The sequence below is a fragment of the Lysinibacillus sp. G01H genome, assembly GCF_028872195.1.
GTDB classification, from domain to species: Bacteria; Bacillota; Bacilli; order Bacillales_A; family Planococcaceae; genus Lysinibacillus; species Lysinibacillus capsici.
This window is the reverse complement of the sequence record NZ_CP118397.1, coordinates 1,951,602-1,968,788: the sequence shown is the minus strand read 5'-3', so window position 1 is coordinate 1,968,788 and position 17,187 is coordinate 1,951,602. Positions and strand designations below refer to the sequence as shown.

Genomic DNA, 17,187 nt, shown 5'->3' with positions numbered 1-17,187 from the left:
ATAATAGGTTTGTCATTATTAATCTTGTAAATGCTTAGGAGTACATCATGTTTTATTACATCTCGTTATTTTTTGCAGTATTTGCATTATCTACCTCAGCAATCTTTGTTAAGCTAGCTGATGCACCACCAGCGATTACGGCCTTTTATCGACTATTTTTTGCGATGCTAGTGCTTCTTCCATTTTTATTGGCAAAGAAGGACTTGCGGCAGGAGCTTGCTAGCCTATCGAAAAAGCAGTGGGGACTTGGCATTTTATCAGGCTTATTTTTGTCCTGTCATTATGTGTTATGGTTTGAATCATTAAACTACACCTCTGTGGCTAGTTCAACCGTCATTGTGACACTCCAGCCACTATTCTCTTTAGTAGGCAGCTATTTTTTATTTAAAGAGCGATTTTCAAAAGGAGCAATTTTGGGCTGCTTCGTAGCGATCATCGGCTGCTTCATTATTGGCTGGCAAGATTTCCAGATTAGTGGACAAGCCCTTTATGGCGATATTCTTGCCTTTATTGCGGCAGGTATTATTACAGCCTACTTTTTTATTGGGCAATCAGTGCGCAAGGATTTATCGCTCATTCCCTATTCCATTATCGGCTATGGCAGTAGCTCGATCTTTTTAGCCGTTTATGCCCTCTTTATGAAAGAATCGTTTTTCGATTATTCAGCCTCCACCTGGTGGTCCCTTGTAGGGCTGGCTGTCATTGCAACGATTTTCGGACAAACCATTTTTAATTGGCTGTTGAAATGGTTAAGTACAACGGTAATTTCCATGAGTATTTTAGGCGAAACAATCGGCACCTGTATATTAGCTTATTTTATTTTAGATGAGATAATTTCCGTTCAACAGGGGATCGGTATTTTGGTCATTTTACTAGGACTTGCCCTGTTCTTACTACAGCAACGAAAATCAGTGTAAAATAAACAACGGCAAAGGCTGCCGTTGTTTTTTATTGGTGTGTAAAGTAGAAGGTCGTGCCATTCTTGTTTGATTGTAAGAAAGCTTCGATATTCAGTGTTTTAGCAATATCCTGAATGATTTTAAGCCCAAGTCCGCCATGCTCATCTTCAGGCGTAAAGCCAATACCATCATCACACATGACAACTTGCCCGTCCTTGATCGTCACCTCTAGCTTGGATGCTTGGGCATGCTTTAATGTATTTTGAAAGACATTATCGAATAAACGCTGTAGCCACAATTCATTGCTAAGCCAAGTTGCTTGTAAATCACCATGCTGAAAATGCAGCGTAATATTCTGCATGCGATATAGATACTGCCATTTCTTTATCATCATTTGTAACAATGGAACAAGTTGAACCTCCTCCTGCATGACATAGGACTGTTCACTCGTATCAAAGGACTGTAACTGAAATGCATTTGTTAAATTCGTGATATATTGAATTTGTGCATGTAAGGATTCCACCAATTTGGGCTGCCCCTGTAGCTGATCCTCTAGATAAAACAGCTGCAAGCGGATAGCCGTTAACGGCGTATGGATGTCATGTCGCAACTTTTGTAGCAGCTCTTTTTGAAGCTCCTGCTGCTGGGCAAGCTCTAATTCTCGGTAAGTTGTACGCTCAATTAAGAGATTGACAGATTGGCTAAGCTGCCCGATTTCATCCTCACTTTTTATCGTTAACGTGTCAGGTATTCGCTCATTACTCGCTAGTTCTCGTATTGTTTTATTAAGTAGTGTAATTTTGGATAGTAAAGAATGAATCGATGTGGAAAATAGCCATGCGAGCATTCCTAAAGCTAGCACAAACGCAATCAGCATCACAGGATAGGCATAGGACTCATGAAACGGAATACCGTCATTTTTCATTTTAAAGGCCTTGTCATACAAAATTGACATGGCCACACTAATGCCTAATAGTACAACCGGCACACTCCCAATGGCTACAAATAATAAAGTACGGTATTTTGTTTTTAATGTCATTTTTTATTATAGGTATTTAAACGATACCCTTCTCCATAAATATTTTGCACAATAGTGCCTGCTGGGTCCTGTAGCTTTGTTCGAATTTTTTTAATATGGACATTCAAAATATTATGATTGCGTTCATCGAGCGGCCAAAGATAATCGAAAAAGTGTTCCTTTGTTAACACTCTGTCTCGATTGTCAAATAAATAAAAGAAAATTTTTCGCTCGATTGCTGTCAGGGCGATTTCATCATGGATACTACGATGAAATACTTGACGGCGCTCCCCATCGATCAATAAATGCTGAATTTGCGTAAATGTACCATACTGTTGTGCTAGCATTTTTTGCATTCTTAGCAACAGCTCTCGCGGATCAAATGGCTTTGTCAGGTAATCCTCTCCGACCATCAACCCCTCTAGCTTACTTTCAATATCATTACGTGCTGATAGAAAAATGATTGGAATATTTAAGCCTAATCGTTTAATATTTTTGCTTAATTGATAGCCATCCTCTCCTGGCAGCATAATATCCATTATGACTAAATCCACCTGCTGAATCAGCGCCATCATATCCTTGCCATCTGTTTTCCAGATTGCCTCATAGCCCTCACGCTTCACTATTTTTTGCAGTAGATCACCAATCATGTGATCGTCTTCTATAATTAAGATTCTAAATCCTTTCATACTTATCGACCTTTCTCATCACCCGTTGTTTTCATAAATTCCATTGCCAGTTGATAGATTGCATCTGGCTGATAGAGATAAATACTATGTGTCCCACTGACCTCCTTCACCTGTGCATTAGTGAATTGCTTTGCAAAGTCGGCATAATCCTGTCGGTTTTGCTTCGTATATTTCGAATGTTTATTTTCTTCCGCAATCGCATCAATCAGTAAGATAGGCGTGTCTTGCGGCTTTTTGAGCTGTTCTGATTGTAAACTATTTTCGTAGACCTGTAACAGCTCATTTTGCATATCCTCATTAAAAAATTGCTTAAAGGACAATGCCTGATAGATTTCCTTTTCCTGTGCTGTTAAAAAGGACATGTTCAATATTTGCGGATTATAGACCTGAGATGGCATAAGTCGATGTAAGCCCAGCTTAGTAGCGAGATGCATTCCCCTTACCATCCAACGATCGACCGACCCCATTTTATGCTTTACATATTGACTAGGTAAGCCAATGTCCAGAGCGATGATGCTCTTTACTTCCTCTGGGTATTTTTGCGCCCAGTAAATGGCCTCTAGTCCAGAAATGGAATGTGGCACAAGAATATAGGGCGGTTCAAGCCCACTTTGCAGAAGTGCCTGTCGTGTTTGCGCTACAATAGTATCGATTCCTCTATCATCATGGGCTACGTCGCTATAGCCATAGCCAGCTCGATCCACTACCGCAATTTGATGATGCTGTGAAAACTTACGATACAGCCCTTTTAGCTCATATACGGGCGCTGCGATACCTGAGCCAGCCATAAAAACATAGGTATCCTCGCCAGCCCCCTCCTGATAAACATGGATGTTTTGTCCATCTACATTGTTTAATGTGCCGTTAGGTTGTAAAATAGCTGACTCCTTCTGTATTAAGCTATAGTGATATATACAAACGATCACCATTCCGAGCACAATCAATGCCCCCATATAGACAATTATTTTCTTTGCTTTCTTTTTCATACGTATCTCCTCTTTTCGTTGATACTTGCAAGGATACACGGTAAAAATAAATTTCTACTAAACTTTTGGAGAAAATAGATAAGTTTCATACAAAACGAGGCTGGGACAAAAAGAAAAAATGTTAGACCAAGATATAATTGGTCTAACATTTTTTTGATTTAGGAAGGCATATTTAACTGCTTGAAGTGGAAAAGTTAATATTCATTTTTATTGTTTTTCAATATAATCAAGTTATGTCCCAGCCTCTCTCTTGATTAAGCATCTGGATAGGTTTTTCGTAAAAAATCGATGGTTTGTTGAATAAGGGCTTTTAAGATGTCTTCATTCACATCAGCAAGCTTATTAATATAAACACAGGCCTTTCCTGTTGTATGTTTACCAAATTGTTGTAATAGTTGCTCCCGTTCATCCCCTGGGGCAAAATATAAGCTAATTTTCGCTTTGCGAGGGGAATAGGCAGCTAGTGGGGCATCCCCTTCATGGCCTGTTTGATATTTGTAATGATATTTACCAAAGCCTATAATGCTCGGTCCCCACATTTTGGCTTCATAGCCTGTGACCTCTGTAAAGATGTCCAATAATCGATAGGCGTCTTCTCGCTTTTTTGGATGGTCTACACTTTCAATAAATTCAATGACACTTACATCGGTTTCTTTGGTCTTTAATTCATACATGTCAATCCCTCGCCTTCCGGAAGATGTCCCTTTATTATTCCCTATTCTACCTGCTCTAACAATAGTTTGTGTTGAAGATGACGATAGATCCCCTGCTGCTGCATCAGCTCTTGATGATTGCCCTGCTCGACAATTTCTCCCTGCTGAATCACGAGGATTTGATCGGCATTTTCGATTGTTTTGAGTCGATGGGCAATGACAAAGCTTGTGCGTCCCTGCATTAAATGCTGTAAGCCTTTTTGAATATCCACCTCTGTTTGGGTATCCACGCTTGATGTCGCTTCATCCAAAATTAAAATATCTGCATTCTCTAATATCGCACGCGCGATCGCAATAAGCTGACGCTGCCCCTGACTTAAATTGGCTCCCCCTGCCTGTACGGGCGTTTCGTATTGAGCTGGTAAATATTTAATAAAATGATGGGCATTCGCAATTTTTGCCGCTTCCACAACCTCTTCATCTGTTGCATCTAGCTTACCAAAGCGAATATTGTCACGAATCGTTCCCGAGAACAAATAGGTGTCCTGTAAAACCACACCAACTCTTTGGCGAATCGTCTCCATCTGATAGTTCTCGATATTATGCCCATCAATCAAAATCTCACCTTGATCGACGTCATAAAAACGTGTTAATAAATTTATAATCGTTGTTTTGCCTGAGCCTGTTGGGCCAACTAGAGCAAATGTCTCCCCTGCCTTGGCATGGAAGTCAATGTTTTTTAACACAGGCTTATTTGACTCATAGCTAAATGATACTTGCTTAAAAACAACATCCCCCTTAAGTGAAGCCGTCTTGATAGCGTTAGGCTTATCGGCTACCTCTGAGGGTTCATCTAGTATCTCAAAAACACGCTCTGCCCCAGCAATAGCAGATTGGAAGGTGTTTAATAGATTAGATAGCTGATTAAGCGGACGGAAAAATTGCCGAGTATAGGTCACAAAGGCGGCAATAATCCCCACTGTAACAATACTCTTCACTGCTAAAAAGGCACCTGTTCCGATGACGACAGCAAGGCCTAAATTATTCATAAAGTTATTAATCGGACCTAGTAAGCCAGAGGTAATTTCTGCTCGTTGGGCGGAGTTTCGTAGATTTTCGTTTTGCTGATGGAACGTATCAATCGTTTGCTGTTCCTTACCAAAAAGCGTAAGTACCTCCGAACCTGTAATCATTTCCTCAATATAGCCGTTCAGCTTCCCAAGATCCCGTTGCCGTTCAGCATAATTTTTACTGCTGCGTTTAATGATTTGCTTGGTTGTGAAAACGATCAGCGGAATAATAATCAATGTCACGATTGCCAATGGCCAGCTTAATGTAAACATGGCGATACTGACACCAATTACAGTTAAAATGGACGACACGATTTGCGTAACACTTTGCGCAAGTGCGGTATTTAAATTATCAATATCGTTGGTCACACGGCTCATTAGATCCCCAAGTGCCCGCTGATCAAAGAAACGTAATGTCAGCGTCTGAAGCTTTTGAAATAGTTCCAATCGCAAAGTCCGAATGGTTTTCATCGCCACATGAATCATGACATAGGTTTGCAGCCATGTCAGAATAGATGCCACTGTAAAAATAACAGCTAACACAATACCTAAACGAATCGTTCCATTAATATCTTTTTTCATAATGTAATCATCAATAATATGTCCGATCATATAGGGACCTGCAAGGCTTAAAAAGGTCGAGGCAATGACAAAAAGGATAGAGAAAAACAGCCCTATTTTTTGTTGCTTAACATAGTGCCATACACGTGACAATGTCTCCCTTTGATTTTTCGCCTTCTCAGCTGGTCCCCCCATACGCGGTCCACGTCCAAAATTCATTTGCTTTGATTGACCTTGACTCATCCTTGTTCACCAGCCTTTTGCTGTGACGCATAAATTGCTTGATAATGTGCATTTGATTGTAGAAGCTGCTGATGGGTTCCTTGCCCAACAATGTCGCCATCCTCTAGTACCAAAATAACATCTGCCTGCTGAATGGAGGCAATTTTCGACGCTACGATGAATGTCGTAGTGTCTTGATAATAGGTGGCAATAGCTCGTTGCACATGTTGTTCCGATGCACTATCGAGCGCTGACGTTGTATCATCCAGCACCAAAATGGCAGGCTTTCGAATCAACGCACGACTTAATGCAAGGCGCTGCTTCTGTCCACCTGAAAGATTCGTAGCACCCTGTGACAATTCATGCGCTAAGCCCTTATCAAGTCGCTCTACAAATTCACTGGCACAGGCGGCCTCTAATGCCTGCTGTATGTCCTCTGCTGTGGCATCATCCTTACCGAGACGAATATTTTTTTCAATCGGCCCAGAAAACAATAATGCTTTCTGTGAGGTAAATCCGATATGCTCACGTAGGGTTGCGAGTGAGTAGGATGTTAGCGGTTTTCCGTCTATGCGGATTTCGCCACCAGAGGGATCAACTAAGCGAGGTAATAGCTTCACCAGCGTCGATTTACCACTACCTGTTTTCCCAATAATACCGACCGTTTGCCCTGGTTTTACCGAAAATGAAATCTTTTTGAGGACATCCTCAGCTGTTTCATAGTAACGATAGCTCACCTGATCAAAGTCAATGGCCCCTTTTATTGGATCTGTCAGCGTATGTTCCGCTTCCTTAACAGCAATCTCTTTGTTTAACACGTCCACAATGCGTTCTCCTGAAGGCAAGGCTCGCGCGATTTGCATCAGCACCATACTAGAGGACATCAGTCCATTTAAAATAATCGTTAAATAGTTGATAAATGCAAGAATAACGCCCACTTGAAGCGTACCCGCGTCTACCTTAATGGCTCCAAGCCAAAGCGCGGCTACAATCCCTAGATTGACAACAAACATCGTAAAGGGTACAAGCACGCCGACAATTTGCTCAGCTGTAATAAAACGTTTCGTCAACGCCTCATTTAATTCTCCAAACTGTGCAACCTGCTGTGTTTCACGGCGAAAGGCTTTAACTACACGAATACCCGCCAAATTTTCCTGTAGCTTCGTATTGACGGCATCAATGGCCTCCTGAACACGACGATACAATACACCCGAATACTTCGTAAAAAAGTACATCGCTATAACCAACAATGGAACGATAATGAGCAATATGGAAAAAAGCTCACGTGCTGTGACAAACACAATAATCACTGCGCCGATAAAGAGCAAAGGCCCACGCACAAAAATACGCAGCGTCATCATAAAGGCACGCTGAATACTTTCCACATCACTCGTTAAAATCGTAATCAGCTTCCCCGTTGTAAAAGCATCTCGCTCCTTGGCTGAGTAAGTCATCATCTTCTCATAAAGAGCCTGACGAACATCCGAAGCAAAATGAATCGCCGCCTTCGAGCTATAATACGAGCAACCAACCCCACCAATAAGCCCGAGCACTGCACTGCCAAGCATCCACACAAACATAGTCAATACGTATCCATTATCTCCATTGGCAATCCCCGTATCAATCATATGCTGCATGATGGTCGGCTGAATTAAATCCATCGTCACCTCCAGCACCATCAATAGCGGTGCAATCAGCGTGAAAAATTTATAAGGCCCCAAATATTGCCCTAATTGTTTAACTGCCTGCATACATTCGTCTCCGTTCTATTTAAATCCCATTCGTTCCTCATTATAACTGAAAATCATTCCCATTTGATAAATAATTTTTCGGGTCTCGTAATATTCTGGACTGGACTGGTTGGGGGGAGATTTGTGAGAAGAAGCGGCTTTTGGAGGGGGTGACTCTTTTATTGAGCGGGGTTCTCACATTTTGGAGCGGCTTTTCCCTGCTTAGGAGCGGCTTCCTCACATTTTGGAGCGGCTTTTCCCTGCTTAGGAGCGGCTTCCTCACATTTTGGAGCGGCTTTTCCCTGCTTAGGAGCGGCCTCCTCACATTTCAGAACAAGCTTTTTCCTTTACAAGCAACAACCAGCTACTTTAGATTCAGCGTCATCCTGTTAATTAAGTAAGGAACCACCCAGAGCAAGGATTATATCGAAGTAAAATAACACTCGCTCTGGATTATCTGGACCTGTCCCAAGAAACAATCATTTTCTCAAAACAAGCCCCATCACTTTTCAGAAATGTGTAGTTTCTCAAAATTTCGCAGGAAAATTTTTTGTGCCTGTGACTCATTGTCTGCAGCAATTCCTAGCAAAATGACCGTACAGGGGCCTGCTGATTTTGCACCATCAAGGGCGCATTCCACATGTCGCTCCCCAAACAGACGGGAAAATTCTCCTTGTAGCCCCCTTGATCCGACTGGCCATACTTGCTGAACAATTTCTGCCTGCCATGCCTTGAAAATAGGCAGCAACTGCGCCACATCTTTAGGCTGTGCCAACACCTCTTCGCCTACAAGCGGCAGGCCATAGGTGTACCAGCTAAGCTGATCGTGATCAAATGCTCGACGCTGCTGGATTTCTCCAAGCATTGTAACAGCTAAGCCTGACTGTAATGTGGGCATATTGGATTCCGTACTCCCCGCAATGGCTGGACATGTAAGATCTGCCTCTGCAAACACTTGCTGTATACCTTTTTCATAGCGAGACCATGCGGCATCTCCAGAAAAATTCGCAAGTAGAACTTGAACAGGTAATGCCTGTGCCGCCAGCTGTTCTAAAAAGGTCACACGTGCTGTCATATAGGCCGTCAGTTGATCGGGTGCTGACACTACATCTTGCGGTTTTTGTCCAATGGCTGCGGCATTATCCATTGTTGCAATGAACGTGCCAACTTTCATCGCATTTCTCACTGTACACGACCTTCCTTACGCACAAAAACCTTTGACAGAATGGGCATAACTACCGCGACAATAATTAAATTGATCACCGTTGCCATCAGAATACTGCCTAAAGCACCCCAGAAAAATGCTGGACTAATAATAAAGTAGAATGGGAGTGGCGCTACAATCCCGTTTAATACTAAGGCAACAGGCCATTTCCAAAAGTGCATGCCTTTTTTATGCATCACCCCAAAGACCCATACGACAATCAACATTTCTACCGCGATAATGATATGTAATGGTCCTAATGGGAAGCCAGATGTTAATGCCGTAATAAAATGCCCGATCAATCCAGCAACCCCTGCTAAGATGGGAGATAGAAAGACAACACCTAAAAAGGCAGGAGCCGAATCCAGTGCAGCCGTTGAAATAAACGTTGGAACCTTAATCATTGCCCCTACTGCACAGATGGCCGCTACCATTGCTGTCAAAACCAATTTTCTTAATTTTTGTCGTTCCATTTCATTCCCTCTTTTCTGTTGAATGTCTACTTTACTTCAATAGCTCAGCTATTCCATACCAAATCCGTACAACTTGCTCCGCTTCCTTGAACAAAGCTTGGTATAGACGACCACAGGTATCGCGTAACTGTCGGGCTTGTTTTTCCATTGGCACAACTCCACGCCCCATATCCGTCACAATAAGTGCGAGTGTACATTGCTGCTCAAGCTCTTGTAAGGTTGCTAGCACCTTTTGTACGATTTGTTCATCTTCCTCCAAATTTTGTGTCACAAGCCATTTTTCTAAGTTCTTTAGGACAAGAACATCACAGACGGGCGCTACCTCAGGTAGTTCACCAGCAATCATAACCATCTGTTGCTGTTCATACAAGCGCCTCACATAGTCGGTTTTGCCGTTATAGGCACCTCCGATAAAGACATGCATCGTGCTCCCTCCTCCCAAGCCTTTCTTGTAAATGTTAAAGCAAATTGTTTATCATGTGGCACCTGATAGGACCAAAAAGGCTGTTCTGTTGGCGCAAACGCAACGAGTAAGGCACGAATGACCCCACCATGAACCACTAAATAATAGCTATCCTCATTTTTCGGTATATAATGAAATCCATCTACAACACGTTTCATAAAATCATCGAATGCCTCACCCTGTGGAGGGGGTGTACGGATTGGATCATCTATCCATGCCCGATAGTGAGCATCCATTTTTAGCTCCTCATAGGTTTTCCCTTCGAATGCACCAAAGTTCGTCTCTCGAAGGGATGCTTCTGCCTGGTAGCTAGCATTGGGAAAATAATGAGCAGCCGTTTGTCGGCAGCGCTGTAGATCACTGCCATATACCTTTTTAACATTTGCATCCACAACAGCAAGCTTGACTGTATCTGCTAATGGTGTATCCGTCCAACCAAGATAACGCTTTTCAAGATTCTCTTTTGTAGGCGCATGCCGCATTAAGCACACAGTAACAATGTCACCCATAGCACTACCTCCATTCCTTCAATGGAGGCACCCAGTAAATCGCCAGATACTCCACCAAAATTACGCAACGTAAATTGTCGAAAAATAAAAAGGGCAATGGCTAAAACGACGACTAAGACAACAGGAAGAAGTAAAAACTGCGTGCTCATAAAAACAACCGTCATTGCCAATATGAGCGACAACAGCATGATCGCTTTTAATCGAGTAGCATTGATATGAGACTTAAAAAAATAAGCAAGACCTTTTTCCTTTGAGCAATGGAGTGACATAAAATAAAAGCTCATGCCCACCCTTGTTAGAAAAGGGACGAATAGTACCATCCACAAGGCGAACCTCTGCTGCACGAAAAGCTCATGTAAAATAACAAATTTCCCCATCAATAAAAACACCACAGCCAATACTCCGAACGCTCCCACACGAGGGTCATCTAAAATCTCCAATCGTTTTTCTCGATCTCGATAGGAAAAATAGGCATCGCCCATATCAATAAAACCGTCTAAGTGCAAACCACCTGTCCATAAAGCAAATAGCCCTATCACAGTGAAAGCTAGCATCACTTCACTGCTTGCTGTCCACTGCATAAGACTATAAAGCACGGCTGCCACCGTTGTTCCCATTAAAGCACCTATCCATGGTAAGCAAGCAAACATGCCTGTGATGGTGGACCTCGTTAACGGAAGCTCTTTATGTACTGGCAATACCGTAAAAAATTGAAATGCCAGTAGGAGGCTATGCCAAAAATTTTTCATCCTCTTGCCTTCCTTCTTAATTATTTCCATCTCTTTACAATGCCATAGTTCATTTCGTAGGCCTCTTGTGCCATAGAAACCAACCATTGATGGAATTGTCCGAGCGTTCGTCGGTATAATTCTACTTCATCACTAGCATAAGGAGGTTCATCAAACAGTTCATTGGATACCACAAAAAAAGTCAAATCCTTCTTCAGTAGTGACAAGATCGCCTGCTTGACGGCCTGTAGCTTATTAGCTAAACACCCAGGCTGTTGTAAACAGGGTGTCCCCTTGTCATAGCCTTCGTAAAAAGCATTGGTCAGCCACGTTGTCACGCAATCCCACAGCACCACATCTCCCTCCTGAAGTGTCTCAAATACTTCAGAAATTGCATAGGGAGCCTCCACCGTCAGCCACTGAATAGGCTGGGCCTGGCGATCTGCCTGATGCCGTAAGATTCTTTTTTCCATTTCATGATCTAAGGCAATACCCGAAGCCAGATAGAGCAAGCGTTTCGCTGTACTTGACTGCGCCTCATAATGCTGAAGCGCTGCTTGCTCTGCAAAATGGGATTTACCACTACGTACACCACCTGTAATAAAAATAAGCGGCATGTAGGACACCTCCTATTGTAAATGCTGTAGATTACCAATATCCTTCACAAACCATTGTTGACCTTGGCGTTCAATCACTGTCACACTTGTCCCATGAATGTACGGGGCTGCCCATAGCTCACTAATGCTGCGCTGTAAAATAGCATTGATGATGCATTTAATCGTTACAGCGTGGGAGACAATGAGGATAATTTCATTGCGATGTTGGGCTGCTATTTTTTTTAATGTAAACATCGCTCTTTCTGTTACGGCTCCAAAGCTTTCTGTATGACTCGCAACAAACTGCGCAGGGTAATTCGTATATAGCTCATAATCAAGCTTATATGTCGCCAGTATATCGTGGGTTGTCTGCCCCTGCCATTTCCCTAAATAGATCTCCCGTAAATCATCTTCATAGGCAATAGGCAGCTTGCGATTGGCCATCAAAATAGCCATTGTCTCTCTTGCACGACCACTTGAACTACAATATGCAGCGGTAAAAGGAATCTGTTGCAGTTGCTTGTGAAGTTTTTCAGCCGCTGCTCTACCGTTTTCCGTTAATGGAGAATCCAGCCACCCCTGTAGTCGATGCTCCTGATTCCATTTCGTTTCCCCATGTCTTACTAGATAAAAAGTTGTCACTTTTCTCTCCCCTTATTTACGTTAAACCACGCTTGTAGACAATTATGTAAAGCTGTCATGGCTGCAATGTCTTTGATGCCAATACGGAACCACTCACCCTGCAAACCTTGAAAGTTTTTTGTGTGACGCAGCACAACACCCTGTGCAAGACAATAGGTGAAAAAGGCATCCGCTTGCTGTGTTTTCGGTAAGGAGAAGCACACATAATTCGTCACACTATTCGTTACTTGACAGCCATTGTCCTGTAAGTAACGATGCAGCCATTCCCTTTGTGCTGCGGCATCGGTAATTGCCTGCTGACAATAGTGCTGCTCGTCTAAACAGCTTGCCCCAATTACAAGCGCAAAGGCATTTAAATTCCAATGCGGCAGCATATCTTTTAAGGCGCCCACAATAGTAGCATGTGCAACCATATACCCAAGTCGTAAACCTGGGATCGCATACATTTTAGTCATCGAACGAACGACAATAACATGTGGGTTTTGTGCACTAAACGGAATCAGCGAATGCGCCTCATCTACCCAATCCATAAATGCCTCATCGATCACAAGCTCACAGTTAACGATTGCTCCGTGTGCCATTAAGGCGAGTAAATCTTCCTTATTTGGCAGTACGCCAGTCGGATTATTAGGTGTACAAAGATAAACAGCATCTGCTGTCATCATTTCCTGCTGTAGCTGCTCTAATGGCAATGTGTAATCGATAAAATCCGTCACGACAATAGGAACAATCGTAGCACCTGCTGCACGCAATGTTCGCTCATACTCTGAAAAAGTCGGATGCACAATGATCACACGCTTATTGGCATAGCGTCTTGCTAGTACACTAAAAAGCTCTGAAGCCCCATTGCCTAGTAAAATCGTATTCTTCGCTACTTGATGAAAAGCAGCGACCTTTGTTAAAAAAGGTTCTCCATCTGGATCTGGATAGCGCTGAATTAGTGGATAAAAAGTACGCCAACGTGCCTCCACAAAGGCTGGTGGTCCTGCCGCATTGACATTTTCGCTGAAATCATACACCACCTCAGGCATCATTAAGCCTAATTGCTGATAAACATTATGCGGATTTGCTCCGTGATTAGGTAACTGCATAAATTAACACCTCCACCGCTAACATAACAAGCGCAAACAGCACTGTGGCAATACGCATATGAATAATGGACGTTGCAATATGCTCTTTCGTTAATGGCACTAATTTTTCCCCCATAATTGCTCGATAAGAGACAACGCCCTGATACGTATTTTTCCCTCCTAGCTGTACACCAAGCTGCACTGCAGTCGCTGCCTCTAAATAGCCACTATTTGGACTAGGATGCTTCTTAGCGTCCTGTACCCAACGCTTTAAGCGCTTGCCAAGCGAACGATCTGTTTCATTTTTCGTACCAAGCACGAGCAGTAAGCCTGTAATGCGACTTGGAATAAAATTCAGTACATCATCAAGTTTGGCTGAAAACATACCAAAGTCTTTATATTTTTCATTTTTATAGCCCACCATCGAATCCAATGTATTGACAGCCTTATAGCCCCATAAACCAATTGCCCCAAATAAAAAGGCATAAAAGAGTGGAGCTGTCACACCATCACTTGTATTCTCAGAAACCGTTTCTACCACACCACGCACGATTTCATCCTCACCTAGTTTATCGGTATCACGTCCGACAATCCAAGACAGCTTAACACGTGCTTCGGCAAAATCCCCTTTGACAAGTGGCTCATAGACAGCCATCGCCGCCTCCTTCAAGCTACGCTGTGCCAGTCCGATACCAATCAGAAGACCCTCTACAAGAATGCCGAAAATGATACTCACCTGATAGCTTAGTAATAGAATCAGCGTCACCACAAACATGGTCGTGCCAACAACAGCAAGTGCCATCACCGTGCCACGTAGCTTGCGCCATTTGCCCTTATTCCATAAGGCTGTTTGCGATTGAATCAAGTGTCCAATCCAGCGTACTGGATGAGGAAGCTTCGGAGGGTCCCCTACTACTAAATCAAAAATTAGCCCTATGATGCAGGCAATCACGATAGCAATCATTTAGACCTCGCCTCTTTATCTTTTTTGTATTTCCTAATCGCCTCACACATCGTTTCATAAACACCATAGCCAATGACCTTGCCCAGCATGGTGATGGGACCTGCATATTGATGAAAGTCCCCTTCTTCTGTCGAGGCAATAAGTAAGCTATCAGTAGATGTACCTGTGGCTTGTGTGCCTGTCGTTGGATCTGTAACACCTTCATCTACTAAAGCCTTGACCTTGGCTTCTGTAGTTGAAATCATTGCCTGAAAAAGTGCTTCATCAGACAGCTTGCCATTAATCAGCACCCAAGTATTAATGGTGCCTGCATGGTACTGCTCCTCTCGATGAAAAGCACGGGTAATATCCACCGCATTGCCAAGCCCAGCGGTAATCATAATGACAAGGTGGATTCCCTCATATGTAAAGTCACGAATAGTCGCAAACTTGGCTTGGACAGCCGTCATCATAGCCACTGTATTGTCATGCGGGAAGTGCTGTGCCTGCAAAAACTGCAGCAATTCCTGATGTGGCTGTCGTTCATCATAGGTAATAGGCACCGTTCGATTCATCAGATGCGTATAATGACCAAAGCCTGGGTTATGCATGGCTGAGGATACAACCTTCATGGCTGAAGCTGTTTGAAGGGCAACATAATCGTCAAAAATATGAATGCAATCCTTAGTAAGTATAGGCAATCAATCGCCTCCTCGCGATAAAGTTATGACGGAACATAAAAAAACAAATTCTTACAAAGAAGAATTTGTACGGTCGATTCTTTATTAAAATTTGAACCTTCTGAACATTTGTACAGAATAACAACTTCATAATACTCAAATTATTTATTTTCTTTGAAATTGTATCACAACTTTGGCTATTGTCACAATTCCATTTTCAAAGTGTTATTGCTGCTTTTGTTTGAGATTCTTAAAGCGGATAACAGAGCCGACGATAATAAAGACCCACCCAATGCCTATGTAAACAATTTTCATTGTTTTTGTCGATGACGGTAAAATATCCATAATCGTTAAACAGACAAAAAGTATCCCGATGATTGAAAAAAGCATACCAATTGTTAAATTTTTCACAAATAACCCTCCCAACTATGTACGCCCTCGATTTTACCGTATTCTCAGCAAAAAGAAAACACTAATCCAAGCAAGAAACACTTGGATTAGTGATGATTGTGTCATTATGCTTTTGCATGGGCAAAAAACTCTTCATATAATGCTTGTAAAATGCGGTTTTCATATTCCTGAAGGACACCAAACACGAGGCTCACTTCAGAAGAACCTTGATTAATCATTTCAATATTTGCGCCAGTTTTTGAAATCGCTGTGGCAGCACGGGCAGCTAATCCTGTGTTATGACGCATCCCTTCGCCCACAATCACGATCATGGAAAAACCGTGACGCATTTCTACATACTCTGCATGTAGCTCTTCTTTCACACGACTAAGAATGCGTGCTTCATTTTCTGGTGTTAGTTGATTCGAACGCATGATGACAGAAATATCGTCTAAACCAGATGGTGTGTGTTCATAAGAAATATTCTCATCTTCTAAAATTTGGAGTAGCTTACGTCCAAAGCCTACCTCACGATTCATCAAATATTTAGAGACATATAAAGTTGAAAAGCCACTGTCTGCCGAAATCCCTGTAACTGGACGACCTGTTGCAGGACGGCTTGGTACAATACGTGTACCTGGGGCTGTTGGATTATTTGTATTTTTTATGTTAACGGGCACCCCAATCTTGTAGACAGGCATTAACGCTTCATCATGGAACACTGAAAAGCCTGCATATGATAATTCGCGCATTTCGCGATACGTAATTTCTTTAATTTCCACTGGATCGTTGACGACTTTCGGATTCGCGGAGAACACACAATCCACATCCGTAAAGTTTTCATACAGCTCCGCTTCAACGGCTGCTGCTAAAATGGAGCCTGTAATATCAGAGCCACCGCGGTCAAATGTTCGCAATACGCCCGCTTTAGTGTAACCGAAGAACCCTGGGAACACAATAATTTCTTTTGTGTCTTTTAAAGGGGCTAAATTAGCATACGCTTCAGGTAATGCAAAGGTTCTTTCTGGTAAATCATTAACCACTAAACCTTCTTTAGGACTGACATAGCGTGCGGGCATACCAATGGCATTAAAGTAAGCTGCAATAAGCTTGGCGTTATTATCTTCACCTGCTGCTTTAATACTATCGATGAATAATTCCACATTTGTTTTGTCACCTTGTACACGTTCACGTAAATCTTCTGCGATTACGTCACAAATGGCATTATCTAGCCCCAAACCATCAGCAATCGCTCTAAAACGATCCACAACAGTTTGCAATTTTTCCTCTGTATTCTCTTGTTGTAACGCTGCATTTGCTAATTGTATTAATAGGTCTGTTACTTTTATATCGTCACCAGAACGTTTCCCTGGTGCTGAAACGGCAACAATCTTACGCGCCGGATTAGATTTTACAATGTTTGCTACTTTTTGTATTTGTTCTGCACTTGCTACAGATGTTCCACCAAATTTACACACGATCATATCTATCAAATCCTAACTTTTTCAAATTAATTGTATTCCTCCACAAAACAATTGACTGTACACAGTGTACAAATTATCGTTTCCTACGTCAATACAATTTAAAAAATTCACGCAATTTTTCGAGAAATATGGACAATTTTCGTACTGTTTGATTTATTATACGGATTTCACATGAAA

19 protein-coding genes are annotated in these 17,187 nt (G+C 42.3%); 1 reads left to right on the top strand and 18 read right to left on the bottom strand.

All coding sequences use genetic code 11. From position 1 onward, the window contains the following. The first annotated feature begins 47 nt into the window (after positions 1-47). Complete coding sequence (locus tag PSR12_RS09710) at positions 48-917, top strand: DMT family transporter (RefSeq protein ID WP_221683100.1); 870 nt, start codon at positions 48-50, stop codon at positions 915-917. Between the two features lie 31 nt (positions 918-948). On the opposite strand, the gene PSR12_RS09705 is transcribed toward PSR12_RS09710, so the two are convergent. The 18 genes from PSR12_RS09705 to PSR12_RS09620 all read right to left on the bottom strand — a co-directional run bounded on the left by PSR12_RS09705 (position 949) and on the right by PSR12_RS09620 (position 17,010). After that, positions 949-1,938, bottom strand: coding sequence for a sensor histidine kinase (locus PSR12_RS09705; RefSeq protein WP_274772906.1), 990 nt, complete (start codon positions 1,936-1,938; stop codon positions 949-951). Further along, on the bottom strand, positions 1,935-2,606 hold the full coding sequence (locus PSR12_RS09700; protein WP_004228754.1) for a response regulator transcription factor: 672 nt from the start codon (positions 2,604-2,606) through the stop codon (positions 1,935-1,937). The genes PSR12_RS09705 and PSR12_RS09700 overlap by 4 nt, the downstream gene beginning before the upstream one ends. Positions 2,607-2,608: 2 nt before the next feature. Next, positions 2,609-3,592, bottom strand: coding sequence for an alpha/beta hydrolase (locus PSR12_RS09695; protein WP_274772903.1), 984 nt, complete (start codon positions 3,590-3,592; stop codon positions 2,609-2,611). Positions 3,593-3,846: 254 nt separating this feature from the next. After that, positions 3,847-4,266, bottom strand: a complete 420-nt coding sequence (locus PSR12_RS09690) for a DUF1801 domain-containing protein (RefSeq protein WP_004228761.1) — start codon at positions 4,264-4,266, stop codon at positions 3,847-3,849. A gap of 41 nt (positions 4,267-4,307) precedes the next feature. Next, complete coding sequence (locus PSR12_RS09685; protein WP_274772900.1) at positions 4,308-6,119, bottom strand: ABC transporter ATP-binding protein; 1,812 nt, start codon at positions 6,117-6,119, stop codon at positions 4,308-4,310. Then, positions 6,116-7,849, bottom strand: a complete 1,734-nt coding sequence (locus PSR12_RS09680; RefSeq protein ID WP_274772898.1) for an ABC transporter ATP-binding protein — start codon at positions 7,847-7,849, stop codon at positions 6,116-6,118. The genes PSR12_RS09685 and PSR12_RS09680 overlap by 4 nt, the downstream gene beginning before the upstream one ends. Positions 7,850-8,330: 481 nt before the next feature. After that, a complete protein-coding gene (locus PSR12_RS09675) occupies positions 8,331-9,014 on the bottom strand; it encodes a hypothetical protein (RefSeq protein ID WP_263082450.1) in 684 nt (227 codons plus the stop codon). Beyond that, a complete protein-coding gene (locus PSR12_RS09670) occupies positions 9,011-9,505 on the bottom strand; it encodes an ECF transporter S component (protein ID WP_274772896.1) in 495 nt (164 codons plus the stop codon). Before PSR12_RS09670 ends, PSR12_RS09675 begins: the two co-directional genes overlap by 4 nt. Positions 9,506-9,536: 31 nt before the next feature. Beyond that, positions 9,537-9,929, bottom strand: coding sequence for a bifunctional adenosylcobinamide kinase/adenosylcobinamide-phosphate guanylyltransferase (locus tag PSR12_RS09665; protein WP_274772894.1), 393 nt, complete (start codon positions 9,927-9,929; stop codon positions 9,537-9,539). Beyond that, positions 9,881-10,477, bottom strand: a complete 597-nt coding sequence (locus PSR12_RS09660; protein ID WP_274772892.1) for a histidine phosphatase family protein — start codon at positions 10,475-10,477, stop codon at positions 9,881-9,883. The genes PSR12_RS09665 and PSR12_RS09660 overlap by 49 nt, the downstream gene beginning before the upstream one ends. Continuing rightward, entirely contained in the window at positions 10,450-11,226 is a 777-nt protein-coding gene (cobS, locus tag PSR12_RS09655) for an adenosylcobinamide-GDP ribazoletransferase (RefSeq protein ID WP_221683110.1), read from the bottom strand. Before cobS ends, PSR12_RS09660 begins: the two co-directional genes overlap by 28 nt. A gap of 20 nt (positions 11,227-11,246) precedes the next feature. After that, on the bottom strand, positions 11,247-11,822 hold the full coding sequence (locus PSR12_RS09650; protein ID WP_274772890.1) for a bifunctional adenosylcobinamide kinase/adenosylcobinamide-phosphate guanylyltransferase: 576 nt from the start codon (positions 11,820-11,822) through the stop codon (positions 11,247-11,249). A 12-nt stretch (positions 11,823-11,834) separates the two neighbouring features. Next, complete coding sequence (locus PSR12_RS09645) at positions 11,835-12,443, bottom strand: histidine phosphatase family protein (RefSeq protein ID WP_274772888.1); 609 nt, start codon at positions 12,441-12,443, stop codon at positions 11,835-11,837. Further along, positions 12,440-13,534, bottom strand: a complete 1,095-nt coding sequence (locus PSR12_RS09640; RefSeq protein WP_274772886.1) for a pyridoxal phosphate-dependent aminotransferase — start codon at positions 13,532-13,534, stop codon at positions 12,440-12,442. Before PSR12_RS09640 ends, PSR12_RS09645 begins: the two co-directional genes overlap by 4 nt. Next, positions 13,521-14,477: an adenosylcobinamide-phosphate synthase CbiB gene (gene cbiB / locus PSR12_RS09635; RefSeq protein WP_274772884.1), complete on the bottom strand. Its 957-nt coding sequence runs from the start codon at positions 14,475-14,477 to the stop codon at positions 13,521-13,523. The genes PSR12_RS09640 and cbiB overlap by 14 nt, the downstream gene beginning before the upstream one ends. Then, entirely contained in the window at positions 14,474-15,157 is a 684-nt protein-coding gene (locus tag PSR12_RS09630) for an adenosylcobinamide amidohydrolase (RefSeq protein WP_274772882.1), read from the bottom strand. Before PSR12_RS09630 ends, cbiB begins: the two co-directional genes overlap by 4 nt. Positions 15,158-15,361: 204 nt before the next feature. Then, positions 15,362-15,547: a hypothetical protein gene (locus PSR12_RS09625; RefSeq protein ID WP_048390624.1), complete on the bottom strand. Its 186-nt coding sequence runs from the start codon at positions 15,545-15,547 to the stop codon at positions 15,362-15,364. Between the two features lie 104 nt (positions 15,548-15,651). Next, entirely contained in the window at positions 15,652-17,010 is a 1,359-nt protein-coding gene (locus PSR12_RS09620; RefSeq protein WP_221683116.1) for an aspartate kinase, read from the bottom strand. Positions 17,011-17,187: the final 177 nt, after the last annotated feature.

What these genes read in the sequence shown, in the direction of transcription:
- PSR12_RS09650 (WP_274772890.1), bottom strand. Translation starts at nt 11,822, where the DNA reads ATGCCGCTTATTTTTATTACAGGTGGTGTACGTAGTGGTAAATCCCAT.
- PSR12_RS09620 (WP_221683116.1), bottom strand. Translation starts at nt 17,010, where the DNA reads ATGATCGTGTGTAAATTTGGTGGAACATCTGTAGCAAGTGCAGAACAA.
- PSR12_RS09640 (WP_274772886.1), bottom strand. Translation starts at nt 13,534, where the DNA reads ATGCAGTTACCTAATCACGGAGCAAATCCGCATAATGTTTATCAGCAA.
- PSR12_RS09710 (WP_221683100.1), top strand. Translation starts at nt 48, where the DNA reads ATGTTTTATTACATCTCGTTATTTTTTGCAGTATTTGCATTATCTACC.
- PSR12_RS09660 (WP_274772892.1), bottom strand. Translation starts at nt 10,477, where the DNA reads ATGGGTGACATTGTTACTGTGTGCTTAATGCGGCATGCGCCTACAAAA.
- PSR12_RS09695 (WP_274772903.1), bottom strand. Translation starts at nt 3,592, where the DNA reads ATGAAAAAGAAAGCAAAGAAAATAATTGTCTATATGGGGGCATTGATT.
- PSR12_RS09665 (WP_274772894.1), bottom strand. Translation starts at nt 9,929, where the DNA reads ATGCATGTCTTTATCGGAGGTGCCTATAACGGCAAAACCGACTATGTG.
- PSR12_RS09705 (WP_274772906.1), bottom strand. Translation starts at nt 1,938, where the DNA reads ATGACATTAAAAACAAAATACCGTACTTTATTATTTGTAGCCATTGGG.
- PSR12_RS09685 (WP_274772900.1), bottom strand. Translation starts at nt 6,119, where the DNA reads ATGAGTCAAGGTCAATCAAAGCAAATGAATTTTGGACGTGGACCGCGT.
- cbiB (WP_274772884.1), bottom strand. Translation starts at nt 14,477, where the DNA reads ATGATTGCTATCGTGATTGCCTGCATCATAGGGCTAATTTTTGATTTA.
- PSR12_RS09690 (WP_004228761.1), bottom strand. Translation starts at nt 4,266, where the DNA reads ATGTATGAATTAAAGACCAAAGAAACCGATGTAAGTGTCATTGAATTT.
- cobS (WP_221683110.1), bottom strand. Translation starts at nt 11,226, where the DNA reads ATGAAAAATTTTTGGCATAGCCTCCTACTGGCATTTCAATTTTTTACG.
- PSR12_RS09680 (WP_274772898.1), bottom strand. Translation starts at nt 7,849, where the DNA reads ATGCAGGCAGTTAAACAATTAGGGCAATATTTGGGGCCTTATAAATTT.
- PSR12_RS09700 (WP_004228754.1), bottom strand. Translation starts at nt 2,606, where the DNA reads ATGAAAGGATTTAGAATCTTAATTATAGAAGACGATCACATGATTGGT.
- PSR12_RS09670 (WP_274772896.1), bottom strand. Translation starts at nt 9,505, where the DNA reads ATGGAACGACAAAAATTAAGAAAATTGGTTTTGACAGCAATGGTAGCG.